Genomic DNA, 26535 nt, shown 5'->3' on the forward strand with positions numbered 1-26535 from the left:
ATTCGGGAGGGCAAGACTCCCCAAACCGGTTTGGGGACGCTCTGTGCGTGAACTGGGGAGGCGGACTGCTCGATTCGGGAGGGTAGGACGCCCCGAACTGGTTTGGGGAGGAGTGGCGCGTCAGGGAGGGCTGGTTCGGTGTAGGGCGTTAAGCCACGCGCTTGCCGTGTTCGCAGAGGGCAACGATGCCTTCCTCGACCGCCTCGACAGCGGCTTCGAGGCGGGCTGCGAGCATTGGCTTGCCGAGGGTGCGGGTCTGCGCCAGCGTGTACAGGCCGGCCGACAGGATCTCGCCGTCAGAGAACGTGAAGGCCGCGACGTCAGCGTCAGTCACGACACCTCCGTCGAAGACGAAGACCATGGCGTCCGGCCGTCCGTCGTACGGGTGCACGTGGTCGACGACCAGCAGGCGTCCCAGCGGACGTTCAGTGCCGAGTTCCTCCAACAGCTCGCGCGCCGCAGCGGCCCATGGCGACTCGTCAGCTTCGACTGCGCCGCCGGGGATCTCCCAGTTGGGCTTGTACGACGGCTCGACCAGGAGGACCCGCCCGTCGGACGACCGGAACAGGACACCCGCCGCCATCCGCTTCCGAGGGAGGCTGGCCACGTAGTCCGCTGTCACGGGTCAGCCGGCGACCTGTTCGGCGGGGGAGGCGTGGAGGCGGACGGGCAGGGACTCGACGCCGTACACGATCGAGAAGTCGCGGAAGCGGAGCTGTTCCTCGGGGACGGCCAGTGACAGGTCCGGGAAGCGGTGCGCGAGGGCCGTGAACGCCGCGCGGAGCTCCATCCGGGCCAGTTCGGCGCCGACGCACCGGTGCATGCCGTGGCCGAACGCCAGATGCGCGGACGACACCGTACGGCGTGGGTAGAAGTCCTCGGCGTCCTCGCCGAAGACCTTCTTGTCCCGATCCGCGCCGGACAGCGACACCGCGACCAGATCGCCCTTCTTCACCTGCTGACCGAACAGCTCCTGGTCGTGCCGGGCGAACCGCGGGAACGCGACCTGCACCACGGTCAGGTACCGCAGCAGCTCCTCGACGATCACGTCGACCGCGGCCGGCTCGTTGCGGATCCGCTCGAAGTTCGCGGGGTCGCGCAACAGCACCAGCGTGCCCAGCGCCAGCATGCTCGCGGACGTCTCGTACCCGCCCAGGAACACCCCGTCCGCCAGCCCGCCGAGCTCGATGTCGTCGAGGTCGTCCCCCTGCTCACGGATGATCGACCCGATCAGCCCCTCGCCGGGGTTCTCCCGCTGCTTGCGGACGATCTCGAACAGGAAGTCCCGCGACTCCGACGCCGACCCGAACACCCCGATGCCGCCGCCGGACAGGTCGAACCGGGCCGGCCCGAGCGCACGGAAGCGATCGCGGTCGGACTCCTCGACGCCGAGCAGGTCCGCGATCAGCAGGAACGGCACGTTGAAGGCGAAGTCCGCGACGATGTCGGCGACCGGGCCCTTGGCCTCCATCAGGTCCAGCTGGTCGTTGACGATCTTCTCGATCGCCGGCTCCAGCCGGGCCAGCTTGCGCTTGGTGAACTCTGGCGTCAGCAGCTTCCGCAGCCGGGTGTGGTCCGGCGGATCGGTGAACCCGAGCCCCCCGATGCCCTCGGACGGCTTGTTCGGGTCCGAGCCGACCAGCGGCCGGATGTCGTTGCTGAAGTTCGTGCTGTCGGCGAGCACGGCCTTCGCCTCGGCATGACCGCTCACGACGAAGACGTTCAGCCCGAACAGATGAGCCAGCTTGTGCACCGGCTCGGTCTCGCGCACCTGAGCCAGCTCGGGGACCGGATCGAGCCCCTCGCGGCGCAACGGCATCGAGACCTGGCGCGGGAACATCCGCATCTTCGACAGGTCGAGGCCACCCTTGCGGGTGGTCCTGTTGAGAATGCGGTTGCCCACCCATCTCTTCAGGTATGTCGCAACCATGACTTCCACGCGCCCTCTCTGAAACCCGCTGCCCCCAGCGGCTGTGTAACCAAAGCTAACCTCGCCGGGGACCAGATCTGATGGTGTTGGCACTACTCCGGTAGTGGCGTTGGCTCCACCATGGGAGGGGGCCATGGCGTGCCAGCAGAGACCTTGTCACGGACCGAGTCTCCACTGCCACCTGAAACCACCTGTACTCCGCCCTGGACTACGACTCGCCGTTCCTCGGGGAGGATTCAGGGAAAGTCCAGACGAAAGTCGGATGCGTCATACCTCTGCAGGTCGTTGCCGCCGACCACTTCAGGCTCAGAGATAGTACGGCGTGACGACCCGGAGCACGTCCGCGAGCTTTGTCTTGACCTGATCGGCCTGCGGAATCCGTGTGAGTTTCTTCGCATCCCCGACCCGCAGACCGTGGTCGGCGAGCACGTACAGCACCCGCAGCGTGCGGATCGTGTTCGTCACCTCGGGCGTGATCCCTTCGGCCGGCGGGTTCGACAGCTGCCGGATCGCCGGGTCCAGCCAGTCGGTCGCGTCGCTGCCGGTCAGGTCGTCGCGCGTCAGCGTCGCCGCGAGCGCGTACCCGAGCCGGTCGTCCTCCATGTCCCGCAGCACGTACGGCGTCGGCGTCAGCAACCGCCCGATGCCGAGCCGCAGCATCTGCACCGGCTCCACCGCCGCGTGCTGCCCGAGGGCCCCGAGCAGGTCCGCACCATGCGCCACCGCGTGCAACCAGCCGAGTTTCTCGTCGTACCCCCGGAGGTCCTCCTCGGCGACGTACCAGCGCTCGAACGGCGGCACCCAGCTCGGTTCGAAGACGCCGGCGGTCACGATCGAGTCCAGGATCAGCGGAGCGAACGTCCGCGCCTGGATCTCCGGGTCGGTGAACCGCAGCACCATCTCGTCGCCGAGCGCCCGCAGCTCGTCGGTCGACAGCACGCCGCGCCCGATCCAGGTCGCCAGCACGGAGTACGCCTGCCGATCCCGTACGACGGGATCCGGCGACCGCAGCATCCCGGCCAACTCGGCCACCATCTCGCCCACCCGCCGTCCTTCCGGAACCTCGAAACCCGCATCCCGCACCCGCGCCCAGTCCGTCATGCGCGGCACCGTAAACCGTCGGCGGGCCACCCGGCCAGCGCCGAATCAGGATGGGAAACGGCCCGTGGTTCATCCGGAGACCGGATGCACCACGGGCCGTCGCGACCAGGACCCCTCAGCCTGGCCGGGCCCCTGCCCCGGTCAAGGGCCCCTCAACCTTCGACCGGGGTGGCCTTGTCATGCGTCGCGCTTGCTCGCCGACACCAGGGCGATCGTCATCAACGCGGCCGCCCAGCCGGCGAAGTACAGCAAGGCCCACCACGGCCCCATCGCGTACTGCGCGTCGGCTTGCGGACCGTTGACCCCGAAGTCCTGCCCCTGGTTCAGGAACGAGCCGGCGTTCTGGAACGGCGACCACCGCGACATGTCGTCGCCGATCTTCGGGATCAGGTTGAACAGGTTCTCGACCAGCAGCGGCCACAGGATCAGGATCGCGATCGCACCGGCGCTCTGCCGGATCAGGATGCCGACCGCCACCGCGATCACCGCGGACAGCGCGAACACCAGGCCCTGACCGGCCAGCAGCCGCCACTCCCCGGCGGTGTTGATCGACAGGTCCGCGCCGTCCTTGAAGATGTTGCCGATACCCCAAGCGCCGAACGACGCGATCAGCCCGACGAGAGCCGACAGCCCGGCGACCACCGCGGTCTTGCCGAGCAGCAGCGCAGTGCGCTGCGGGACGGCCTGGAAGCTGGTCCGGATGGTGCCGAACCGGTACTCCGTCGTGACCGCGAGGGCCGCCATCACCATCATGACCATCTGGCTGAGCTGCGCTCCGCCTTGGGTGAGGCCGATGGTCACCGGGCCTTGACTGAACCCGGATGCCAGCGCGGCCAGGCCAAGAGTCAGCACGGCGGCGACGATCATGCACCACCACGGTGAGCGGGTGGAGAAGAGTTTGATGCGCTCGACAGCGATCACCGACATGTCAGTTGTCCTCCTTCGGACCCGCGGCCACCCCGGCGGCGTCGGGTGCGTCGAGCGAGGTCACAGCGGCGATCTCCTCGTGCGCGTGGTACTCGACCGAGTCACCGGTCATCTGCATGAATGCCTGCTCCAGCGAACCGCGCTGCAGCGTCAGCTCGTGCAGCACGATGCCGTGCGCGGCGGCGGCCTCGCCGATCTGGTCGGTGGTCAGGTCGCCTTCGACGAACAGCACCTTGCCCTGGTCCTCGACGTCCTCGATCCGGGTGGTCAGGTGCTGTGCGTTCAGCACGCCGGCGAACTGGTCGAGCTGCGGCGTCCGCACCTTCACCGTCGTACCGCTGGCGCGGTCGACGAACTCCTGGGTGGTGCTCTGCGCGATCAGCTTGCCGCGGCCGATGACGACCAGGTCCTCGGCGGTGAGCGCCATCTCCGACAGCAGGTGGCTGGAGACCAGCACGGTGCGGCCCTCGTCGGCCAGCCGGTGCATGAAGGTCCGGATCCAGACGATGCCCTCCGGGTCCAGACCGTTCACCGGCTCGTCGAACAGCAGCACCTCCGGGTCCCCGAGCAGCGCGCCGGCGATCCCGAGCCGCTGGGACATGCCCAGCGAGAAGGCGCCGGCCCGCTTGTTCGCGACCGACGTCAGGCCGACCATGTCGAGCGCCTTGTCGACCGATGACTTCGGCAACTTGTTGGACGCGGCCATCCACATCAGATGGGCTCGCGCCGAGCGGTTCGGATGCACCCACTTGGCGTCCAGCAGCGCGCCGACCTTGGTCAGCGGCCGGTGCAGGTCGCGGTACCGCTGTCCGTCGATGGTGACTTCGCCGGCCGTCGGGGTGTCGAGTCCGAGGATCATCCGCATGGTGGTGGACTTGCCGGCCCCGTTCGGGCCGAGGAAGCCGGTCACCCTGCCGGGTTTCACCTCGAAAGACAGGTTGTCAACGGCAACTGTTGCGCCGTATCGCTTGGTGAGGCCTTTTGCCTCGATCATCGCCGTGCTCCTCGTTCGCCTGCGTGAAGTGTTCCCGGTCGGGCGGGTTGTCTCGTGATGAGATCAGTATCGAGGCCAGACGGGTGCCGGGCATCGGACCCCGGGCGGATCCGGTGTGTCCACCCCTGGGTTGATTCTGCCGCCGGTCCGCGGGCGGCTGCTATCGGTTATGCCCCTGACCACAACCCCGACGATCCCCCATGCCGAGGGTCCGCACATCAGCCGAAAGTCGACGTACGACGTACTTCGGTCTGGAAGTGACTACCAAAAGGTCAGTCCAGCGGAACGCCGTAGAGCACGAGGTTCTCGCTGTAGCGGTGGGCCGTACGGTCATAGGAACCCGTGCAGGTCACCAACGCCAACCGGGGCTTGGCTGCACCGTGGAACAGGTCGGCGGGCAGGGCCTCCTGCTTATAGGTACGGCGCGCAACAATGCGGTACCAGTGCTCGCCACCGTCTCCACCCGTCACCGCGACCCTGGTGCCGACGGGTACGCCGGAGAGCGGCGCGAACACCCCGCGCCCGCGAGTGGTGTCCACATGACCCGCGAGCAGCACTGTGCCGCCAACGGAGCCTGGCGCCGCACCCGCGGCCCACCAGCCCACGTCACCGGCCGACTTAGGTACCTCCAGCCGACCGTCGCCGCCGGTAGCAACCGGCTGCACCGAGGCCTCCAGCACACCGGGCAGTTTCAGACGGACAGGCGGTACGGCGGCCTCTCGGTCCGCGGTCGACTTACCCGCATCCGGGACCTTGCCAGTGTTGGCGGGCTGGCCGCCGAACATCATCACCAGACCCGCCGCGAGTGCTGCGATCCCCAGGACGCGCCGCCTCAGCGAGATCGACTTGCCAACCAGAAGCAGCACCACTCCGATACCCATCAGGACCAGCGCGGCCCTGGTGCGGGCAAGGTTGGCTGCGGCCTGCTGGCCGCCCTCTCCGGTCGGCACCACCGGAGTGGTGGTCCCGACGCGGCAGGTACCCGTGATCGAGCGCTGGTGCATCTGGATGACCGGCTTGGCGCCGTCAGCCAGTGCCTCGACGGCAGGCGACGCACTGATCGGCAGCTCGCCTTCTACCAGGGCCAGGTACTGCTGGTGCTCCTGACGCTGGTAGGCCAGCCACGCGGCGTCGTACGCCGTGGTACCGGCCTTGGCCGCAAGTACGTCGAGCTGGCGACGCTGGGCCGCCGAAGGTGCCGTCGGCAGCAGGATATTGAGCCGCGTGGCGACGTCGAGCTCCTGAGCGGAAAGCTTGCGATGGTCACGTTCCAGCTGGCCGGCGACCCGCCGTACGCAAGAGGTCCGGCCCTTGACCGCCGCCGTGTGGGCGGCCTCGATGATGGTCAGGTTGAGCTGGTGGGCGGTGTTGAGATAGGAGACATCCGGTTGCGGTGTCGCCGCGTTCGCCGGCTGCAGCATTGCCAGAACGCCCGCCGCAACGGCAAGCAGCAGCGCGGACACCCGGGCAATCCTCACACCATGACAGTAAGTGAGCGGACGGTTCGGGTCCAGACATACGCAACGGCCCGCCGGTCGGAACCGGCGGGCCGTAGCGGCACATCCTGCGATCAGGCTGCGGCGTTCACCTCGGCCGGAGTGTCGGAGATGACCGACTCCCGGCGCTTGGAGACGTACACGGCCGCGGCCAGGATCACCACGGCGACGACCGCGATGACGATCCGCAGCGGCGTGTTGGTGTCGTCGCCGATCGACGACATCCCGACGACCGCCGGCGCGATCAGCACCGAGACCAGGTTCATCACCTTGATCAGCGGGTTGATGGCCGGTCCGGCGGTGTCCTTGAACGGGTCACCGACGGTGTCACCGATGACGGTGGCCTCGTGCGCGGGCGAGCCCTTGCCGCCGTGGTTGCCGTCCTCGACCAGCTTCTTGGCGTTGTCCCAGGCACCACCGGAGTTGGCCAGGAAGACCGCCATCAGCGTGCCGGAGCCGATCGCACCGGCCAGGTAGCCGGCCAGCGCCGCGGCGCCGAGACCGAAGCCCACGGCGATCGGCGCGGTCAGCGCGAGCAGACCCGGAGTGGCCAGCTCCCGCAGCGAGTCGCGGGTGCAGATGTCCACCACCTTGCCGTACTCCGGCTTGCCCGTACCCTCCATGATCCCGGGGATGTCGCGGAACTGGCGGCGTACCTCGTAGACGACCGCACCGGCGGCGCGGCCGACGGCGTTGATCGCGAGACCGGAGAACATGAACACGACCGCGGCACCGAGGATCAGGCCGACCAGCGTGCCCGGGTTGAACACCAGCGCGTCCGCCTCGAACTTGGCGTAGTTCTCGGCCAGCGAGGTGCGGATCGCGTCGGTGTAGGAACCGAACAGCGCGGTGGCGGCCAGTACGGCGGTCGCGATCGCGATGCCCTTGGTGATGGCCTTCGTGGTGTTGCCGACGGCGTCCAGCTCGGTGAGGATCTGGGCCGCCTCGCCGTCCACGTCACCGGACATCTCGGCGATGCCCTGCGCGTTGTCGGAGACCGGGCCGAAGGTGTCCATCGCGACGATGACGCCGACGGTGGTCAGCAGACCGCATCCGGCCAGCGCGATCGCGAACAAAGCGACCACACCGGACCCGCCCACCAGGAACGCGCCGTACACGGCTGCCGCGATCACCACGGCGGTGTAGACGGCGGACTCGAAGCCGACCGAGATACCGGACAGGATCACGGTCGCGGCGCCGGTCAGCGACGACTTGCCGACGTCCTTGACCGGCTTGTCCTCGGTGCCGGTGAAGTAACCGGTCAGCGCCAGGATGATCGCCGCCAGCACGATGCCGATGATCACCGAGATGGTCGCGATCAGCCGCGGGTCACCGTCGGTCGCGGCGATCGAGCCGGTCGCGCCGGTGAGGTCCTTGAAGCTGCTCGGCAGGTAGACGAACGCCGCCACCGCACAGAGCACACCGGAGACCACCGCGGAGATGTAGAACGCGCGGTTGATCGTGCGCAGACCGTTCTCGCCGGTCCGCGGGCGGGTCAGGAAGACACCGAGGACCGCGGTGAGCGCGCCGATGGCCGGCACGATCAGCGGGAAGATCAGGCCCTGCTCGCCGAACGCGGCCTTGCCGAGGATCAGCGAGGCCACCAGCATCACGGCGTACGACTCGAACAGGTCGGCCGCCATACCGGCGCAGTCGCCGACGTTGTCCCCGACGTTGTCGGCGATCGTCGCGGCGTTCCGCGGGTCGTCCTCGGGGATGTTCTGCTCGACCTTGCCGACCAGGTCGGCGCCGACGTCGGCGGCCTTGGTGAAGATACCGCCGCCGACCCGCATGAACATCGCGAGCATCGCGGCGCCGAAGCCGAAGCCCTCGAGCACCGTCGGCGCGTCACCCTTGAACAGCAGCACGACCAGCGCGGCGCCGAACAGGCCGAAGCCCACGGTCGCCATGCCGACGGTGCCGCCGGTACGGAACGCGACCCGCATGGCCGGATCGCGGCCCTCGGCCCGCGCGGCCGCGGCGACCCGGACGTTGGCGCGCGTCGCGAGCCACATGCCCAGGTAGCCGATCGCCGCGGAGAAGCCCGCGCCGACCAGGAAGAACACCGAGCGGAAGATCTTCAGCGTGGTCTCGTTGCCGCCGTCGGTGTGCGCCGGCAGCAGGAACAGCAACAGGAACGCGACCACGGCGAAGATCGACAATGTCCGGAACTGCCGGTTCAGGTACGCCGAAGCGCCTTCCTGAACCGCCGCGGCGATCGTTTTCATGTTCTCGGTGCCATCGTTCGCGGCAAGCACCTGGCCCCGGAAGACCATCGCGATGACGACCGCGAGAATCGCGATCACCCCGACGACGATCACCAGTGTGGTGTTGCTCGACGAAAGATCCACCGCTTGTGGAGCAAGCAGCGCGGACATCCGTCCTCCTTGTAGGCAACCCATCCAGGCTTGACGGCCCCCGTCTGCCGCAACCGAAGGGTTGGGGAAATACGACACAGCGCCAGTGGCCTGGCGCGGTGGGTTACTCTAACGGGTTCCCGACCAGACCTGACGACAGGGTGGTCTACGCCATACCCGGCCGACCCGGCAAGCCCTGCGCCGCAACCTGGGCGCAACGTTCACCGAACGTAGTGAAGCGACCACCGTTTCGCTGCGATCAGATCGCCGAGGCGACGTCCGGGTGGATGTCGAAGACCTTGGTCAGGCCGGTGATCCGGAAGATCTTCAGCAGCCGTTCCTGGGTACAGACCAAGGACAGGGATCCGTCGTGGGTGCGCACCCGTTTCAGTCCGCCGACGAGAACGCCCAGGCCGGTGGAGTCCAGGAACTCCACGCGTTCCAGGTCGATGACCAGGTCGTAGACCCCTTCGTCGACGAGCGCGGCGATCTTCTCGCGGAGCTTCGGTGCGGTGTAGACGTCGATCTCCCCCGCAACCTCGATGACGGTGCGCCCGCCCTCGGCGCGCGCGGTCAGCGACAGATCCACTTCGGCCTCCGATCCCGTGAACTGCTGCATTCAACCATGTACGGACCGTGAGTGAGACCCGTTGCCGAAAACTCTTTCATCTCGCCCACCCGAAGTCGATTCCCGTCCCGAAAAAGCGCGTGCATCCGAGCGTGCAGCTCTCAGCTGGTCCTCAGCGAGCAAGTGTCTATGCCAGGGCCTAAGGTGCCAGGTATGCGTGCAGGTGGTGAGGCGGCTGCTGTCCTGAAGCGCCTGGCCGTTGGTCGCGACGACCGGCTGACGCATGTCGAGTCGGTGCCGCCGCGCGTGGGACAAACGTGTGACTGGCCGCGCTGGGTCCCGCCCGAGGTCCTCGACCAGCTGCGGGACGCCGGCATCACGGCCCCTTGGACTCACCAGGTGGCGACGGCCGAGGCGGCGTACGCCGGGAAACACGTGGTCGTCGCGACCGGGACGGCGTCCGGCAAGTCGCTCGGGTACCTGCTGCCGGCCTTCGCCACGTTGAGCATCGCGCAGGCGGCCTCACCACACCGCCGTACCGCCTCTGTGTTGTACCTGTCTCCGACCAAGGCACTCGCCCACGATCAGCTCCGCGCGGTCTCGGCGTACTCCGTGCCCGGTCTGCGGGCCACGACGCTGGACGGCGACTCGGAGCGGACCGAGCGCGACTGGGCGCGCGACTACGCGACGTACGTGCTCAGCAACCCGGACATGCTGCACCGGTCGGTCCTACCGAACCATCAACGCTGGGCGCGCTTCCTGGGCTGCCTGCAGTACGTCGTGGTTGACGAGTGCCACCAATACCGCGGCGTCTTCGGTGCGCATGTCGCCGGCGTACTGCGGCGGCTGCGTCGGGTGTGCGCGCAGTACGGGGCGCATCCGATCTTTGTCTGCGCTTCGGCGACAGTGGCCGAGCCGGCGGTGTCAGGTGAGCGCCTGACCGGGCTGCCGATGGTGGAGGTGGTCGAGGACGGCTCTCCGCGCGGTGGCATCGCGTTCGGCCTGTGGGAGCCGCCCCTGACCTCTTTGCACGGCGAGAACGGCGCACCGGTACGCCGGTCCGCCACAGCCGAGGTAGCCGACCTCCTGACCGATCTGGTCGTCACAGGTGTCCGTACGGTCGCCTTCGTCCGGTCGCGGCGTGGAGCCGAGTCGGTTGCGATGACGGCCCGGGAGAACCTGGCCGAGGTCGACCCGACACTGATCGATCAGGTGTCGGCGTACCGCGCCGGCTATCTACCTGAGGAACGCCGGCGGCTCGAGGGCATGCTGCAGAGCGGTGAGCTCACGGGAGTCGCGGCAACGAACGCTCTCGAGCTGGGCATCGACATTGCCGGGCTGGACGCCGTACTGCTCTCTGGCTGGCCCGGTACACGCGCATCGCTCTGGCAACAAGCTGGACGCGCTGGCCGGGCAGGTGGGGACGCGGTGGCGTTGCTGATCGCACGGGACGACCCGCTGGACACCTACCTGGTGCGACACCCGGCAGCGATCTTCGGGCGCCCGGTAGAGGCTACGGTCTTCAACCCAGAGAACCCGTACGTGCTCGGGCCTCAGCTGTGTGCGGCTGCGCAAGAGCTGCCGCTGACGCCCGACGACTACGAGATCTTCGGGGAGACGACGGCGCAGGTGATCGCCCAGCTCGTGCGGCAGGGCGCGCTGCGCGAACGGCCGCACGGGTGGTTCTGGACGCGCCGCGAGCGAGCCGTCGACGCCATCGACATCCGGTCTGCTGGCGGGAAGACGGTGCAGATCGTGGAGGACCGGACCGGCCGTCTGCTCGGCACGGTCGACGGCGGCTCGGCCCATGCGTCGGTCCACGAGGGCGCCGTCTACGTCCATGCGGGCGAGTCGTACCTGGTGCGCTCGCTCGACCTCGAGGGACACGCCGCGGTCGTGGAGCCGGCCTCCCCGGACTACACGACGTTCGCGCGGGACGTCACCGAGATCAGCATCCTCGCGACCGAGGAGACGTGCTCGTGGGGTACGGCGGAGTTGTCGCGCGGCTGGGTCCAGGTGACGAGCCAGGTCATCTCGTACCAGCGCAAGCTGATCGCCACCGGCGACGTACTCGACGAACAGCCGCTCGACCTGCCGGAGCGCACCCTGCGAACCAAAGCCGTGTGGTGGACCATGCCTGACACCGTCGTCGAGAGCCTCGGGCTGGAGGACGTGCCGGGAGCGGCCCACGCCGCCGAGCACGCGTCGATCGGCCTACTCCCACTCTTCGCCACCTGCGACCGCTGGGACATCGGCGGCGTCTCCACCGCCCGCCACGCCGACACCGGCCAACTCACGGTCTTCGTGTACGACGGCCACCCCGGCGGGGCCGGCTTCGCCGAACACGGGTACGCCGCGGCGCGTGAGTGGTTGACGGCGACACGCGAGGCGATTGCACACTGTGAATGTACGGAAGGGTGCCCGTCGTGCGTACAGTCACCCAAGTGTGGGAACCAGAACAACCCACTCGACAAGAGCGGCGCGGTCGCGCTGCTCTCCGCACTGTTAAGCAGTGAGGCCTGAAGGGCCGGCTCCGGGCCGGCAGATAGGCGGGTCGCCATGGCCGTTCTCGGAATCGTCCTGATCGTGCTGGCCGTGTTGTTCGGGCTGGGCGTCTCGGTCTCGTCGAACGCTTCCACCAAGCTGGAGGTCTTCGGCGTCGACTTCGGCGTCTCGGTGCCGACCGTGTTCTTCCTCGGCGCGGTCACCGGCGCCGCCCTCGTCGTCGCCCTGTGGCTGCTGAAGAAGGGCCTCGGACGCGACCTGCGCCGCCGCAAGGAGATGCGCGAACTGCGCGCCCAGGCGACGAACGGCACCCCTGCGGTGACTTCGACTGCGCCAAGCGACACGGTCGGAGGCGAGATCACGCAGAGTGATGCGTCCGCCGACCTCCCCGCCGGCGTCGACAGCACCCGCGAAGCCCCCGGCGACGAGCGCCTGGCCACCGAGCAGGAGCTGGCGCCGGACCCCAAGGACACCAAGCAGCACCACTGACCACTCTGTTGCCTAGGGCATCAACCATGCACTGACGATCACCGGCATCCCACCGGATTGCTGTAAGATCTCGATCGAAACACAGCCTCCGCACGGCGACTGCACAGCTAGCCGACGGCTCGATGTAGATGCCTGGCGCAACCAACTGCGCCTGGCAGTTAGTTGCCATTGGCATCAAGTTTCGCCGAATCGGCATAACCTCCCCGGTCACACCTATGCCTTACTGGTTGTGGCGTCAACGTCGCGCTGAGTCACTGCCGGCACACCCGGCTCGCGCCACGGGGTCCCGACGACCTGACGCCATGAGATGGCACGACCTCTGGAGGTTGTCTTGATCATCCGAAAGCTGTTCAGCCGCACCGGCGTGGTGGTGCTCGCGGTCAGCGTGGCCCTCGCCACCGCCGTACCGGCCCAAGCCGCGAACCCGGCACCCAGTGGTTCGAAGGCCCCGGGCGTATCGGTGGGTGTGGCACAACAGATCGCCACCCGCTCCGACACGCGCTACTGCCTGACGTTCGTCGCGGCCGACAAGGTCCCGATGGCGGTCATGATGGCGTGCGCCCCGGGCAAGGAAGGCAAGACCCAGGAGTGGATCTACACCGAGTCCGGCCAGCTGCAGGTCGCGATGAGCAAGAGCGTCGGTGGCGCCCTTGCGACGACCGGAGCCTGCCTGGACAGCGGCGCGGACCTGGCCAAGGTGCCGGCTTCCGCTCCACTGCTGGTCCTGCCCTGCCGTAGCGGCACCGGGCAGAAGTGGAACTACGACGAGGACACCGGCACGTTCGTGAACGAGGCCAGTGGACTCGCCCTGACGTCGCTGCTTGGCAAGGGGAAGGCCAAGCAGGCGCAACCGACCGGCACGATGAGCGCTGCCGGCACGCCGATCCAGGCCTGGAGCGGTCTGCCGATCCCGAGTCTGGACATCCTGGGCGCGGTGCTGGCCCTCGTGAACGCGCTGCTGGCGTCGCTGGGCCTGGCCCTGCCGCTGCCGATCGCGGGCGCGGCCGCCAGCCTGCTCTCGCTGCTCAGGCCGCAGGTCCCGATCCCGGCCCAGATGACGACACTGCCGAAGCAGATGATGCAGCTGGCTCAGAGCTGAGTCGAGTTCGAACACTGGCCAACGAGAGGACGGCCGGCCCCGACATCGTCGGGGTCGGCCGTTTTTCACTCCTTGTCTCTCGCTCGCGGTGGGGCCAAGCGGTGCTCGGGGATGAGTTCCGGGATGTCCCGCTGCTTGCGCGTCAGCGGGAGCCCGGTGTCGTCACCGCGCAGGCCAAGGTCACCACCAGCACCAGCAATGCCCGAGCAGGTCGTCGACAAGGCAAGCGACTCCATGGAGCAGTGACACGTCATTCACCTCCGATCCGCTGAATCGAACGGCTAGACAGTAGCTCGACCATTCACCCTCTGTATCTACGTAATTACCGGTTGTCACAGAACCTTGAGCATCCTTTAACTCTTCCGCAACGCATCACGCGGGAACCGGACTTGACAGTTCACGGTTGGTTGCCCACAGCCCCCTGACAACGTTCGCCTCGGGGTTGGGAAAAAGTCTTCACATAGTCGCCGATGAGTGCCAATGTTTGACCGGCACTGTCGCTGGACCACTTCTGCAAGGAGCCCTGATGCGATCACTCTCGCGGTTGACCACCGCCGGCGTACTCGGCGCCGCGGCCCTCGCCCTGCTCACCGGATGCCTCGGCTCGTCCGACTCCGGCAGCGGCGATCAGGACGCGAACCGGAACGCCGACGCCAAGAAGGTCGAGCTGACCTTCGGGTCGAACTCGGTCAAGGGCGGCAAGAGCAGCGCCGGGGCAACCTTCATCCAAGACGTCCTGATCCCGAAGTTCGTCGCCGACCAGAAGGGCAAGGGCGTCGACGTCACGGTCAAGTTCCAGGGCGACGGCTCCGACGACGAGGTCTACAAGCAGAAGCTCTCCCTCGACCTGTCGAACAAGTCCGGACCGGACCTGTTCCAGATCGACGGCATCTGGGTCGGCGAGTTCGCCCAGGCCAACTACATCAAGCCGCTCAAAGACACCGTCGGCGAGGCCGCCAAGGTCGACGACTGGGACGGCTGGAAGCAGATCCCGGAGTCGGTCCAGGCGCTCGGCAGCTACAACGGCCAGCGGTACGGCGTACCCGGTGGCACCGACGGACGGGTCCTGTACTTCAACAAGAAGCTCTTCCAGCAGGCCGGACTGCCCGCCGACTGGCAGCCGAAGTCCTGGGACGACATCATCTCCGCAGGTCAGGCACTCAAGAAGATCTCCGGTGTGACGCCGATCCAGATCAACGCCGGCACCGCGATGGGTGAGGCGACCACCATGCAGGGCGTACTGCCGCTGCTGGTCGGCACCGGCGCGACTGTGTTCTCCGACGGCAAGTGGCTGGGCAACACCTCGCAACTGCGCCAGGTGCTGGACTTCTACCACCAGGTCTACTCGACGGGCCTCGGCGACCCGGTGCTGCAGCGCGAAGCCAAGGGCCGGGACAAGTCGTTCGCCGAGTTCGCCGCGAACAAGATCGGCATCCTGCTCGAGAGCGACTACTTCTGGCGCAGCGTCGTCGAGCCCAAGGCAGGCGTCGCGAAGATGGCCGACCGGGACGCCGCGGTCGGCTGGGCGCTGATCCCGGCGAGCAAGCCGGGTGCCGGCGTGAAGGGCCAGGACTTCGTGTCGATGTCGGGCGGCGGCGCGACCGTGATCAACCCGAACACCAAGTTCCCGCAGCAGGCCTGGGAGTTCCTGCAGTTCATGAACTCCGCGGAGATGGTCAAGGCGTCGCTGGCCGGTGCCGCCAAGATCACGCAGCGGTCGGACGTCAACAGCGAGGTGCTGAAGAGCGACCCGATGCTGAGCTTCGTCGCCGAGAAGGTGCTGCCGATCACGCAGTACCGTCCGGGCCGGGCCGAGTACCCGAAGGTCTCCGCGGCACTGCAGCAGGCGACCGCGGACGTGGTCGGCGGTAAGAGCACCGACGCCGCCGCGACGGCGTACCAGAAGGTCGTCGAGACCGCGGCCGGCGGCAAGGACAAGGTCACCAGTAACTGATGACTTCCGCCTCCGCACCCGTGCCGGCTCGGCCCCCTGAGCCGGCACGGCGTACACGTGGTCCGGCCGGGGACGTCGCGGGACTCGGCGTCGGCCGCGCACTCGGCTTCGTCGCGCCCGCGATGCTGCTGATCGGCGCGTTCCTGGTCTTCCCCGCGATCTGGACGATCTACATCGGCATCACCAACTACCGGCTGACCGGCGTCGAGGCCGTGTCGCCGTCGGTTGTGGGGTTGTCGAACTACACGAAAGCGCTGAACGACGCGCTCTTCCACAACGCGTTGTGGCTGACGTTGCTGTTCGTGCTCGGCTCCGCGATCATCGGGCAGAACATCCTCGGGTTCACACTGGCGTGGGTTCTTCGCCGCACCCGCCCGGTGGTCCGCCGTACGGTCGAGGCCTTCACGCTGCTGGCCTGGATCCTGCCTTCGACCGTGGTCGCGTACCTGTGGGTCGCCTTCTACGACCGGGACGGCGGCACACTCAACGGCATCCTGGGTACGCCGGGAACCGCGTGGCTCATCGACTACCCGATGGCGTGCCTGGTGGTGTTCAACACGTGGCGCGGTACGGCGTTCTCGATGATGCTGTACTCGTCGGCGCTGCAGGCCGTCCCGCCGTCACAGCTCGAGTCGGCGCGGATGGTCGGCGCATCGGGGTGGCAGACGCTGCGGGACATCGTGTTTCCGCACATCCGCGGCCATGTGCTGACCAACACGCTGCTGATCTCGCTGTGGACGGCGAACGACTTCTCGCCGTTCCTGCTCACCAAGGGCGGGCCGAACCACGAGTCCGAGACGGTGCCGGTCTACATCTACAACGTGGCGCTGCAGGGCGGTGAGCTCGGGTACTCGTCGGCGATCTCGTTCCTGCTGCTGATTGCGAACCTCCTGGTCTCATTGGTCTATCTGCGGCTGCTCCGGAGGCGCTCATGAGGCCCGGCTACGTCGTGCGCCGGATCGGCTTCTACGTGCTGATCTGCGCTATCACGCTGTTCTTCGCCGTACCGATGCTGTGGATCGCGTCGGCGCCGTTCGATGCGTCGCCGGGCCTTGGAGTGCATTGGCCGGACTGGACGCTGGAGAACGTCCGGAAGACGCTCGACCACCCGTATGCGATGCACTCGATGGTCAACTCGCTGCTGATCTGCGTGACGACGGCTGTCGCGGTCACCGCGTTCGCCGCGTTGGCGTCGTACGCCTTGTCGCGGGTCCGCATCCCCGGGCGGGACGCGTTGCTGTACGGATTGCTGCTGTTGTCCTCGGTCGTCACCGGGACGGCGGCGATGGTGCCGATCTTCGTGATGATGTTCCAGCTCGGGCTGATCGACTCCCGGTTCGGCGTCGCGCTGGTGATGACCGGCGGGCTGTTGCCGGCGGCCATCTTCATCCTGAAGGACTTCGTCGACGCGGTTCCCAAGTCCTACGAGGAGTCGGCGCGGGTCTTCGGTGCGTCCACCGGCCAGATCCTGCGCGACGTCGTACTCCCGGTCGCACGCCCCGGGCTGGCGACCATCATGGTCTGGGCGTTCGTCAACTCCTGGGGCAACTTCCTGGTGCCCTTCCTGCTCATCCGGTCGATCGACAAGCAGCCCGGTGCGGTGCTGATGCAGACCCTCACCGACGAAGGCGGCAGCGTGAACCTGCAGGTGCTGCCGGTGTTCTCGCTGCTGTTCTCGATCCCGGTCGTCGTGCTGTACCTGCTGGTGAACTCGCGTTACGGGTTCCGCTTCCACGGAGGGATCAAGAGCTGATGGCGGGCATCGACATCGAAGGCCTCGCAACCGTCTACCCGAACGGCGTCCGCGCCGTCGACGGGCTGGACCTGCACGTGGCCGACGGCGAGTTCTTCGCCCTCCTCGGCCCGTCGGGCTGCGGCAAGACCACGCTGCTGCGGACGATCGCCGGCCTGGAGTCCGCGAGCGAGGGCAGCATCCGCATCGACGCGGCGGACGTGACCCGCACCGAGCCGGGCAAGCGCGGCGTCGCGATGGTGTTCCAGGACTATGCGCTCTTCCCCCACATGAGCGTCTCCGAGAACATCACCTATCCGTTGAAGGTACGCCGGGTCGCTGCCGCCACCCGTTCCGCGACGGCTGAGCGCACTGCGGGCGAACTGTCCTTGCAGGGGCTGCTCGAACGCAAGCCCGGCCAACTGTCCGGCGGGCAGCAGCAACGGGTCGCCCTCGCCCGCGCGATCGCGTCCGAAGGCAAGGTCCTGCTGCTCGACGAGCCGCTGTCGAACCTCGACGCACGGCTCCGCCTCGAGGCCCGCACCTTCCTGAAGAAGCTCCAGCGCGACCTCGGCATCACCACGGTCTTCGTCACCCATGACCAAGCCGAGGCTCTCGCGCTGGCCGACCGCATCGCCGTCATGGACTCGGGCAAGCTGCGGCAGCTGGGTTCCCCGCGGGAAGTGTTCGCGCGCCCCGCCAACACGTTCGTGGCGAACTTCATCGGCTCGACCCCGATGAACCTCCTCCCCGGCAAGGTCACCGCCGACGGTGCCGTCACCGTGGCCGGAGGTTCGTTGCCTGCGACAACCTCCTCCACCCCGGCGGACGCCGAGGTGACGGTCGGTATCCGGCCCGAGTACCTGACGCTGTCGACAGGCGACGTCAGCGGCCCCGCCCTCCGCGGCGAGGTTGTCGTCGTGGAAAACCTCGGTACCCAGTCCCTCGTCAGCGTCGACTGCGCCGGCACCCTCATCGGCGTCACCGTTCCCGAGGAAACCGAGCCTGCCCCCGGCACCCCGGTGGTCCTCACCGCTCCCACCTCCCGAGTCCTCCTCTATACCCAGGACACCGGCGAACTCCTCACCTCCGCAGACAGCACCGCCAGAGTTCGTTCGTGAGCAGGGAGATCGCCTGATGGCTGTTCAGAGCTCGTCCGTGAGCGGGGGGATCGCCTGATGGCCGTCACGTCGTACCGTCGCCGCTGGACACTCGACGACCGCGCCGAGTCGGTCTGGCATTCTCTGCCCGTCGACATCCCGGCCAACTGCCCTGGCCTGCTCGTCACCCTGACCGTCCCGCCCGTCGAAGGCGCCGTCATCGACGTCGGCTGCGAAGGTGCGGCCGGTTGGCGCGGGTGGTCCGGCGGCGCCCGCCAGACCTTCGCGATCACCCCCGACGCAGCCACCCCCGGCTACGTCCCCGGCGAACTCGAACCAGGCACCTGGTGGGTCGTCCTAGGCCTGCACCGAGTACCGGTCGAAGGCGTCGAACTCCTCGTCGAAGCAGTCACCGGCCCGGTCGACACCATCCCCGGCCTCACCGAGTACGCCGACGCCGCGGCGGCAATCGCCGTACCCCCGCGACCACCGCGCCGTACCCTCCCCGCATCCTCCGGACTGAAGTGGATCGCCGGCGACTTTCACGCGCACTCCCTCCACTCCGACGGCTCGACCCCGGTCGCCAACCTCGCCGCACTCGGTGTGTCGGCCGGTCTCGACGTACTGGCCGTCACCGACCACAACACCACCTCCCACCACGCCGAACTCCCCTCGCGCAGCAAACGCTTCGACCTCGGCCTCATCCCCGGCCAGGAAGTCACCACCGACACGGGCCACGCGAACGCGTTCGGCGCCATCGGCCCGATCGACTTCCGCCAACCCGCCGCCACCTGGGTCACGGAGGTCGCCCGCCGCGGAGGTCTGCTCTCGATCAACCACCCACTCGGCGGCGACTGCTCCTGGCGTCACCCACTCCCCGAACATCCACCGCTCGCCGAGATCTGGCACTCCTCCTGGCTCGACCACACGTGGGGCGGACCCATTGCGTGGTGGCAAGCCTGGGGCCTAGAAGGCACCACGCCCATCGGCGGCAGCGACTGGCACAACCCGACGTCCATCACGCCACCCGGCTCTCCCACCACCTGGACCGCCGTAGACGCCTCCGCCGAAGGCCCCGACGAACTCCCCGCCGCCACCCTCGAAGCCCTGGCCGCCGGCCGAACCGCCCTCTCCTGGTCCTACACCGCACCCGTCCTGGTCCGAGCCGACGACGAACTCATAGCCCTCAACGCCCCCAACTCCTTAGTCATCTCCCCCGACGGCACCCGTCACCCCATCCGCACCGACAGGGCACGCCTCCCAGCTACGCCCGGCCCCCACCTCCTCATAACCCACACGGGCAAACTCCTCTCCACCTGCACCTGACGCCACCTTCCGACACACGCGATGCAGCTGTCTGCTGCCTATTCAGACAGGGCGTCCAGCTGGTCCAGGAGCCAGCGAGGGCCGGTAGTCGTCGCGCCGATGGTTTCGACTCGTTGCCTGAGCTCGCGGTCCGCGGTGACCACAGTGACTGCCGGATGATGCGACTGCGCGGCAACCTCCGCGGCCACGCTCACGATGATGTCGTCACCAGACCCTGACGCCAGCACCACCCGAACACGACCCGTCTCCGGCGCGTCGTCCCCCGACACCGCCCGGCAAGCAGCGCCTTCCAGCACCACGACCACATCCGTGTCAGACAACCGTTCCTCCAACGCCGCCAGCCGCGTCAACAACCGCCGAGCCGCGCCGACACGATCCCGCCACCACCCGTCCGGCCGGGACCCGACAACGTTCGCAGCATCAACCACGATCACACTGCTCCGGTCACCATTCACCGCTTCAGTCTCCCTCCCACTGATCGCGCGAGCGACTGGCGGCAGGCGATGTCAGGCACCCGCCGTACGACTGCCATCCAGCGGGATCGCCGGCACCGGCCGGGCTACTGTCTGGAGCGACCAGCCATGCCGGCGCTGTCAGTCGAGCAACCAGCCGTTTTGTTCGGCTATTTGGACGGCGTCGGAGCGGGTGCGTGCGCCCGTCTTCCCGATGGCGGACCAGAGGCGGCTACGGATCACGCGTTCGGACACGTCCAGCTTCTGCGCCATCAGCGCGACCGATCCGCCGTTGCGGGCGGCGCGGAGCGTGTCTGTCTCCTCCTCGCTGAGCGGCGTGTCGGAGTACCTGAGGTTCTCGGCCGCGAGGTTCGCGTCGACGACGCGCAGACCGAGGTGCACCCGCCGTACCGCATCCGCCAACTGCGGCGCCGGACTGCTCTTCAACGCGAACCCCTTCGCCCCGGCATCGAGCCCGCGACGCAGGTGCACCGGCCGCCCGTACGTCGTGAGCATCACGACCCGGCACTCCGGCATCGACGTACGCAACCTGGTCGTCACAGTGATGCTGTCGCTGCCCGGCCCGCCCGCATCGACCAGCGCGACGTTCGCACGGTGCCGTTTGGCCGCACCGACGACATCGTCAGATCGGTTGAGCTCGGCAACGATCTCCAGATCGCGCTCACGCTCCAGACCGCTGCGGAGCAAGCCTCGGCTGAGGATCTGGTCGTCGACCAGCAGCAGCCGAATCCGGTTGGGCAAGCGAGCCTCCGAGGTTACCGTCCGGGCGTCGGGGAAGTACGTCCGGGAACATGAGCAGTACTCGGTTCCCGATCATGGAGCGACCTCCCGTACGTCGTCCACATCAACGCGGCATCTCTACCAGATTGCGACCAGATCGCGATCACTCCAGAACCGAGCACGCAACGAGTGGTTGACGCGGCGAGTTCATAGCGGCCCGGCGCGTGCCGCCGCGGTCAGAGTTGGACGGGTCAGCCGGAGATCAAGCTGGAGCGAGACTTCAACGGTTACTGCGTCGGAAGCGACAACGCACGCAGTAAGCCGCACCTTGTTGAGCACAGCTACCCGAGCGGCTGTCGCACAAGGTGTTGCAGGCGGCGCGATGCCCTCAGTCCGCTCGTCACGCTCGAGCTGACCGGAGGAATCGATGGGCCGAGCAGCGCTTGAGGGCTGGGCAGTGCTTGAGGGCCGGGCAGTGCTTGAGGGCTGGGCGGTGCTTAGGGATTGGGCGGCGCTTAGGGCGGTTAGGTCTGCGGCGCTGGCCAGTTTGTGGCGGGCGGTGGAAATTGCCGACCAGAGGATTGCTGCAGTGAAAGCCGTGAAGAGGAGTACGGCCGCGAAGAGGGTGTGGAGGGTGGCGCTGCCTCGTTCGGTACGGGTCATGGCGTGTCCGGTTCCGCTTGGAGGGTGGCGGTTGCTTTGAGGCTTGTGGGAGACAGGAAGGTGAGGAGGGGTGGCTTGTGGGCTGGAATGGCAGTGACTGTCACTTGGATGTCTGATGCGTCGCGGTTGATGACGATCGTGCCTGTGGGGACGGTGCGGCGACCGATCGCCTTCGCCTGATCGAGCGACTCTCCGCGGGCGACGGCCCGGGCCACATCGCGGGCAGCATCTATGCAGCGGATGTTCAGCACGACGAGACCGATGGACCACATCCCCAAGAGCAGAAGAGAAACCAGCACCGGAAGCGCCAACGCCATCTCAGCCGTAACAGCCCCACGCTCACCTCGGTCCGCGCGCCCAGCGCGGGTCGGGTGGTCGGCGCGGCTCACGTGATCGGCTCGCGTCGGGTGGTCGGCTCGGGTTGCGTGGTCGGCTCGGGTTGCGTGGTCGGATCGGGTTGCGTGGTCGGCTCGGGTTGCGTGGTCGGCTCGGGTTGCGTGGTCGGCTCGGGTTGCGTGGTCGGATCGGGTTGCGTGGTCGGCTCGGGCTGCGTGGTTGGCTCGGGTTGGGTGGTCGGCTCGGGTTGCGGTGGTTGTTCGTGCGGCAGGAGCGCGTGGGGTTGGCGAGGCCGGGTGGTGGGGCATGGGGATCCTTGGGTGGCGGCCGGCCGGGGAGGGGGCATCGGCCGGCCGCCGGATTGAGGGGTTGCCGGCTTGTCGGGAGCGATTGGCCTGCTTGGTTCGTGGCGTTGGGTCAGAGGTGTACGCCTTCTACGCCGGCGATTTTCAGGCCGTAGTTGATGATTGCTTTGAGGGCGTTCTGCATGGCGGGGGATCTGAGAAGGGCGACCAGAACGCCGCCGATGGCGCAGGCGCCGACGATCATGATCGCGTATTCGGCTGTTACGGCTCCGCGTTCTGGGCGGTTGCGGAGGCGGTTGATGCCCCTGCCACAGAGGCGACGGATGTTTGTAGCGCGGACGGGGGTGGCGCGCGCGCGACGTACCCGGCTGGTGATGTCACGCGTGCGGGGCTCGAGTTGGTTGTGGAGGTCTGGGACGGGGTGCGAGGCGGCTTGAGCTTGGGTCAGGAGTGGACGGTTGCTGGTGGCTGCTGCCTTGGGCATTTGGGCTCCTGCGGGCTTGGGTGCTGCGGGGGTTGTCGGTAAACATGCCGTTGTTGGATCGCCTTTTTTCAAAGGAGTTCTGGGCTGTGGATAAGGGGCGGGTTGTTAGGGGTGGAGGAGGTAGGGGATTAGGGCGTCGGCGATTGTTGGGACGATTGAGAGGAGTACGAAGGCGGGGAGGAAGCAGAGGCCCAGGGGCAGGGCGGCTCGGGATTCTGCGGCTCGGGCTTGTTGGTCGGCGGTGTGGTGGTGGGCTCGGCGGGTTTCGTCGGCGAGGTGTTCGAGGGTTTTGGTGAGTGGGGCTCCGGAGCGGAGTGAGCGGGTGATGGCTCGGGCGATGGGGGCGCAGGACGGTTCGGTGCGTAGGTGAGCCCAAGCGGTGGTCGGGTCGGCTCCTAGCGCCAAGTAGTGCGCGATTTTGGTGAAGACATCGGCTAGTGGGCCGGGGAGGGCTTCGGCTACGAGGGTCAGGGCGTGTTGGGGTGGGCGGCCGGCTCGGAGGCAGGCGGTCAGGAGATCGATCGCGAGGGGGAGGTCGCGGGCTATGCGGGCGTTGCGCTGTTTGGTGGTGGTTGGTTCGAGACGGGACAGGGCTCGGGGGATGGAGTAGTACGCGATCGCGGCTGGGATGAGACCCCACGGAAGGCCGATGAGTGCGAGGGCGGCGAGTGTCGCGGTTAGTGCGGCTAGTCGGTGGGATCGCGGAGCTTGGTTGCGGACGCGAGGTGGCGGTGGGGTGAGGCGTCGGAGGTCGGGTCGGGGTGGGATCAGGAGGTAGGTGCTTAGGGCAACAGCTGCGGCTGCGGTCAGTGCGTGGAGCATGCGGAGTCTCGTGGGGGTGCGGGTGAAGGGGCGGGCACAGTGCGAGCGGCGGTGGGTGGGCTTCAGGGTTGGGGGGTGGCTATTTGGGTGGTCCAGTGGAGGCCTGTTGCGGTGAGGGCGAGGCCTGCGGCTAGGCAGAGCCAGCCGGGTGGGGTGGTGGTTAGGAAGGTGAGGGGGTCGGCTCCCAGCAGGTAGCCCAGGGCTATGCCGAACGCCGGGAGGACGGCGAGGATTCGGGCGGTGGAGCGGGCGCCCGCGAGGCTGGATTCGGTTTGGCGGTGGATTGCCTCGTCGGCTCGGAGGTAATCGGCCAGGCGTTCGGTGAGGGTGGCGAAGGCGGCTCCGGATTCTTCGGTGACGCGCCAGGCTGCGGCCAGGGCGCGGAGGCTGGTCGCGCCGGGTTTGGCTGCGGCTCGGGTGAGCGCGGCGGGGACGTCGGCGCCGAGTTTGGCTGCGGCGTGGGGCAGTTCGAAGTCGGGGCTGATGGACGCGGCGCCTTCCAGGGCGGCGATGGGTGGGCGGCCGGCGGTGAGGTCGGCGGAGAGGACGTCGAGGGCTTCGATGATGTTGGCTCGGCGGGCTGCGATTGATTTCTGGTTTTGGTGGTGAGCTCGTTGGTGGGCGATCAAGGCGAGGACGGCTGCTGTTGCCAGGGCGGTGACGAGCGCTTGGGGGCCGAGGAGGGCGGTGGCTAATGCCGTCGGTGGGGCTAGGAGCCAGATTCGGGAGTTGGGGGATCTGAGGTGGGTTCGTCGTGTGCGGGCGGCGGGAGTCAGTCGGTGGAGGCCTGCAGATCGGGGTGGGCGGGCGAAGGTGCAGGCGAGGAAGGTTAGGAGGGCGGCGAGGGCGGCTGGGTTCATGCGGCACCTGCGGGGGTTGCCTGGGTGGGGGCGGTGAAGAGGTGGGACGGCGGGTGGAGGGTGAGGGTGTTGTCGGGGTGGAACGTGACTGCGGGGTGGGTGGTCAGGGGGCCGTTCGGGGGTTTGGCGAGGGTGTGGATTTCGGTGATGCGGCGGTGGCCGGTGGGGGTCCGGGTGAGGTGGATGACGGCGTGTAGGGCGGAGGCTGCTTGGCTGTGGACGGCGGATTGGGACAGGCCCGCGAGGGCGCCCAGGGCTTCCAGGCGGGCGGGTACATCCGAGGCGGAGTTCGCGTGGATGGTTCCGCAGCCGCCTTCGTGACCGGTGTTCAGGGCTGTCAGGAGATCTACTACTTCGGGGCCTCGGACCTCGCCTACGACGAGGCGGTCGGGCCGCATGCGGAGGGCTTGGCGGACGAGGTCTCGGAGGGAGATCTCGCCGGAGCCCTCGATGTTGGGTGGGCGGGCTTCGAGGCGTACCACGTGTGGGTGATCGGGGCGGAGTTCGTTGGCGTCTTCGACCACGACCAGGCGTTCGGCGGGATTCGCCAAGGAGAGCAGGGAATTGAGGAGGGTGGTCTTGCCCGTGCCGGTGCCGCCGCTGATGAGGAAGGCCAGGCGGGAGTCGAGGAGGTCTTGGAGGATTGCGGCACCTGCTTGCGGGAGGGCACCGGCGGCTACCAGGTCGTCGAGGGTGAAGACCTTGCGGGACGGTACGCGCAGGGACAGGCAGGTGCCTGGGGCGGCGATCGGGGCCAGGACGGCGTGGAAGCGGGTGCCGTCGGCGAGGCGGACGTCGACGTACGGGGTGGAGTCGTCGAGGCGGCGGCCTGCGGCGGCGGCGAGGCGGGTGGCGAGGCGGCGGATGGCCGGTTCGTCTCCGGTGCGGATCGCGACGAACTCGAGGCCGCGGCCACGGTCGATGTAGACCTCGTCGGGGCCGTTGACCAGGATATCGGTGACGCCGGGCTCAGCGAGCAGGCTGTCGAGTGGACCGGCTCCTAGGGCTTCTCTGCGCAGGGCGGTGACTACTGCGAGGACCATTGCGTCGCCGCAGACGGTGCCGTCGGCGCGGAGAGCTGCTGCTACGTGCACTGGGGTCGGCTCGGAGCCGGTGAGTGCGAGGGTGCTGCGGACGCGGTCCAGAAGGCCTGCAGGTACGACGGTGTTGGTCATGCGGGCACCTCTCTACTCAGGTTGGGGTTGGGTGGGGCGGTGGGAAGAGGTCCAGCAGGGTGGTGGCGGTTCGGGTCAGAGGGCTGCGGGGGTTCAGGGAGAAATGCCCTTGGTCCATGGCGACGGGAAGGGTTTTGTCGTGGCCGAGCTTTGTTGCTAGAGGCAAGGAGAGGTGAGCGGCGACGTCGGCAGGGGCGAGGCCGCGGCGGGAGTCTCTGACCACCACGCGGAGGTCGCCGGCGACGGCTCGGAGAGGGCCGGAGAGGCGTTTGGCGGCTGCGACCGAGCGGACGTCACACGGCACGACCAGAAGGGTTGCTGTGGAGCGGATGAAGCCCTCTTCCACGGCGGGGTCTGCGCGGCGCGGGAGGTCGAGGACGACCAGGTCGGTGCTGCGTTGGGCGGCGCCGATCACCGAGCTCATCGTGTCCGGCGGCAGGACGGTGACATCCGACTGATCCCAGGACAGGACCGACAAACCGTCGACGGAAGGCAGTGCCGAGCGCAGAGCGACGGCGCTGACTCGGCCGGACGCGTTCAGGAGCTTCGGCCAGCGGTCGCCGGGGTCGTGCTCGATGCCGAGGGCAAGCTCGATGCCGCCTCCGAGCGGATCGCCGTCGATCAGCATCGTGCGGAACCCGCGCCGATTGCCGACGACGGCCACCGCGGCGGCGAGCGTGGTCGACCCTGCTCCCCCGCAGCCGCCGACGAACGCCAGGGTGACGGCAGATCGGTCGACGCCGTCCAGGGCGTCCGCAAGCTTGCCGGCGAGCAGCGGCTCGTCGTCGGGTAGTCGGCAGACTGCATCGGCGCCGACGTCGAAGGCACACCGGTAGAGGTCGTCGCCGTCCGACGTCGAACCGACCACGACCACACCTGACCGGGGCGCGGGTTGTACGCGCGCCAGCGGCTCGGCCAGGTCGCGGCCGAGGACGACCAGTGAACAGGCATGCCAGTTGCGCCGCAGGTTGAGCAGATCGAGCTCGACGAGGGGCGTGACGGATGCGGCCGCGGCCAACCGGAGCAGGTCGTCGAGCAGGGCCTCGTTGGTAGTTGCCATCAGCACCGATGAGCTTGGTGAGTTCGTGTCCATACCAAGAACATGCCGTTGCCGGGCCG

General features: G+C 68.0%; 26 protein-coding genes. 8 read left to right on the top strand and 18 right to left on the bottom strand.

Annotation, left to right across the window (positions count from 1 at the left end; translation table 11 throughout):
* Positions 1-148: 148 nt before the first annotated feature.
* From EV651_RS18570 to EV651_RS18605, 8 genes are all read right to left on the bottom strand, one after another.
* A complete protein-coding gene (locus EV651_RS18570) occupies positions 149-607 on the bottom strand; it encodes an NUDIX hydrolase (protein ID WP_202870393.1) in 459 nt (152 codons plus the stop codon).
* A gap of 18 nt (positions 608-625) precedes the next feature.
* Positions 626-1903 (bottom strand): cytochrome P450, encoded by a 1278-nt coding sequence (locus tag EV651_RS18575; protein WP_238157032.1) that lies wholly within the window; start codon positions 1901-1903, stop codon positions 626-628.
* Between the two features lie 333 nt (positions 1904-2236).
* Positions 2237-3031, bottom strand: coding sequence for a DUF2785 domain-containing protein (locus tag EV651_RS18580; protein ID WP_133786467.1), 795 nt, complete (start codon positions 3029-3031; stop codon positions 2237-2239).
* Positions 3032-3208: 177 nt separating this feature from the next.
* A complete protein-coding gene (locus EV651_RS18585) occupies positions 3209-3958 on the bottom strand; it encodes a hypothetical protein (protein WP_133786468.1) in 750 nt (249 codons plus the stop codon).
* Position 3959: 1 nt separating this feature from the next.
* Complete coding sequence (locus EV651_RS18590) at positions 3960-4952, bottom strand: ABC transporter ATP-binding protein (protein WP_133786469.1); 993 nt, start codon at positions 4950-4952, stop codon at positions 3960-3962.
* A 272-nt stretch (positions 4953-5224) separates the two neighbouring features.
* Positions 5225-6430: a DUF4142 domain-containing protein gene (locus EV651_RS18595; protein WP_133786470.1), complete on the bottom strand. Its 1206-nt coding sequence runs from the start codon at positions 6428-6430 to the stop codon at positions 5225-5227.
* A gap of 92 nt (positions 6431-6522) precedes the next feature.
* The gene (locus tag EV651_RS18600) at positions 6523-8826 is read right to left on the bottom strand and encodes a sodium-translocating pyrophosphatase (protein WP_133786471.1); all 2304 of its coding nucleotides are present in this window, start codon (positions 8824-8826) and stop codon (positions 6523-6525) included.
* Positions 8827-9064: 238 nt separating this feature from the next.
* Positions 9065-9394, bottom strand: a complete 330-nt coding sequence (locus EV651_RS18605) for an STAS domain-containing protein (protein WP_130387202.1) — start codon at positions 9392-9394, stop codon at positions 9065-9067.
* Positions 9395-9586: 192 nt separating this feature from the next.
* Between EV651_RS18605 and EV651_RS18610 the strand changes: the two genes are divergently transcribed.
* The 3 genes from EV651_RS18610 to EV651_RS18620 all read left to right on the top strand — a co-directional run bounded on the left by EV651_RS18610 (position 9587) and on the right by EV651_RS18620 (position 13466).
* Positions 9587-11896, top strand: coding sequence for a DEAD/DEAH box helicase (locus EV651_RS18610; protein WP_202870395.1), 2310 nt, complete (start codon positions 9587-9589; stop codon positions 11894-11896).
* Positions 11897-11932: 36 nt separating this feature from the next.
* Positions 11933-12367, top strand: a complete 435-nt coding sequence (locus tag EV651_RS42425; RefSeq protein ID WP_238157034.1) for a hypothetical protein — start codon at positions 11933-11935, stop codon at positions 12365-12367.
* 331 nt (positions 12368-12698) lie between these two features.
* Positions 12699-13466, top strand: coding sequence for a ricin-type beta-trefoil lectin domain protein (locus tag EV651_RS18620; RefSeq protein WP_238157035.1), 768 nt, complete (start codon positions 12699-12701; stop codon positions 13464-13466).
* A 65-nt stretch (positions 13467-13531) separates the two neighbouring features.
* Here the strand turns inward: EV651_RS18620 and EV651_RS42430 are convergent, their stop codons facing one another.
* Complete coding sequence (locus tag EV651_RS42430; protein WP_238157037.1) at positions 13532-13702, bottom strand: hypothetical protein; 171 nt, start codon at positions 13700-13702, stop codon at positions 13532-13534.
* Positions 13703-13992: 290 nt separating this feature from the next.
* Between EV651_RS42430 and EV651_RS18625 the strand changes: the two genes are divergently transcribed.
* Genes EV651_RS18625 through EV651_RS18645 form a run of 5 tightly spaced genes read left to right on the top strand, consistent with a single transcriptional unit; the run spans position 13993 to position 19578 of the window.
* Positions 13993-15420 carry an extracellular solute-binding protein gene (locus tag EV651_RS18625; RefSeq protein WP_133786474.1) on the top strand — a complete coding sequence of 476 codons (1428 nt, stop codon included), beginning with the start codon at positions 13993-13995 and terminating at the stop codon, positions 15418-15420.
* Positions 15420-16355 (top strand): carbohydrate ABC transporter permease, encoded by a 936-nt coding sequence (locus tag EV651_RS18630; protein ID WP_133786475.1) that lies wholly within the window; start codon positions 15420-15422, stop codon positions 16353-16355. The genes EV651_RS18625 and EV651_RS18630 overlap by 1 nt, the downstream gene beginning before the upstream one ends.
* Positions 16352-17173 carry a carbohydrate ABC transporter permease gene (locus EV651_RS18635; RefSeq protein ID WP_133786476.1) on the top strand — a complete coding sequence of 274 codons (822 nt, stop codon included), beginning with the start codon at positions 16352-16354 and terminating at the stop codon, positions 17171-17173. Before EV651_RS18630 ends, EV651_RS18635 begins: the two co-directional genes overlap by 4 nt.
* Positions 17173-18273: an ABC transporter ATP-binding protein gene (locus EV651_RS18640; protein ID WP_133786477.1), complete on the top strand. Its 1101-nt coding sequence runs from the start codon at positions 17173-17175 to the stop codon at positions 18271-18273. Before EV651_RS18635 ends, EV651_RS18640 begins: the two co-directional genes overlap by 1 nt.
* 57 nt (positions 18274-18330) lie before the next feature.
* Positions 18331-19578, top strand: coding sequence for a CehA/McbA family metallohydrolase (locus tag EV651_RS18645; RefSeq protein ID WP_133786478.1), 1248 nt, complete (start codon positions 18331-18333; stop codon positions 19576-19578).
* A gap of 38 nt (positions 19579-19616) precedes the next feature.
* On the opposite strand, the gene EV651_RS18650 is transcribed toward EV651_RS18645, so the two are convergent.
* From EV651_RS18650 to ssd, 9 genes are all read right to left on the bottom strand, one after another.
* Positions 19617-20033: an NYN domain-containing protein gene (locus EV651_RS18650; protein ID WP_133786479.1), complete on the bottom strand. Its 417-nt coding sequence runs from the start codon at positions 20031-20033 to the stop codon at positions 19617-19619.
* A 138-nt stretch (positions 20034-20171) separates the two neighbouring features.
* Positions 20172-20792 carry a response regulator transcription factor gene (locus EV651_RS18655; RefSeq protein WP_133786480.1) on the bottom strand — a complete coding sequence of 207 codons (621 nt, stop codon included), beginning with the start codon at positions 20790-20792 and terminating at the stop codon, positions 20172-20174.
* Between the two features lie 186 nt (positions 20793-20978).
* Positions 20979-21434, bottom strand: a complete 456-nt coding sequence (locus EV651_RS43290) for a flp pilus-assembly TadE/G-like family protein (protein WP_370352922.1) — start codon at positions 21432-21434, stop codon at positions 20979-20981.
* On the bottom strand, positions 21431-22078 hold the full coding sequence (locus EV651_RS42985) for a TadE family type IV pilus minor pilin (protein ID WP_255512209.1): 648 nt from the start codon (positions 22076-22078) through the stop codon (positions 21431-21433). Before EV651_RS42985 ends, EV651_RS43290 begins: the two co-directional genes overlap by 4 nt.
* A 109-nt stretch (positions 22079-22187) precedes the next feature.
* Positions 22188-22559, bottom strand: coding sequence for a DUF4244 domain-containing protein (locus tag EV651_RS18670; RefSeq protein ID WP_133786482.1), 372 nt, complete (start codon positions 22557-22559; stop codon positions 22188-22190).
* A gap of 105 nt (positions 22560-22664) precedes the next feature.
* Positions 22665-23381, bottom strand: a complete 717-nt coding sequence (locus EV651_RS42435) for a type II secretion system F family protein (protein ID WP_238157038.1) — start codon at positions 23379-23381, stop codon at positions 22665-22667.
* A gap of 62 nt (positions 23382-23443) precedes the next feature.
* The gene (locus EV651_RS18680) at positions 23444-24241 is read right to left on the bottom strand and encodes a type II secretion system F family protein (RefSeq protein ID WP_133786483.1); all 798 of its coding nucleotides are present in this window, start codon (positions 24239-24241) and stop codon (positions 23444-23446) included.
* Positions 24238-25416 carry a TadA family conjugal transfer-associated ATPase gene (locus tag EV651_RS18685; protein ID WP_133786484.1) on the bottom strand — a complete coding sequence of 393 codons (1179 nt, stop codon included), beginning with the start codon at positions 25414-25416 and terminating at the stop codon, positions 24238-24240. The genes EV651_RS18680 and EV651_RS18685 overlap by 4 nt, the downstream gene beginning before the upstream one ends.
* Positions 25417-25432: 16 nt before the next feature.
* Positions 25433-26476, bottom strand: a complete 1044-nt coding sequence (ssd, locus tag EV651_RS18690; RefSeq protein ID WP_238157039.1) for a septum site-determining protein Ssd — start codon at positions 26474-26476, stop codon at positions 25433-25435.
* Positions 26477-26535 lie beyond the last annotated feature (59 nt).

The sequence above is a fragment of the Kribbella sp. VKM Ac-2571 genome (genome assembly GCF_004362255.1).
GTDB lineage: Bacteria > Actinomycetota > Actinomycetes > Propionibacteriales > Kribbellaceae > Kribbella > Kribbella pratensis.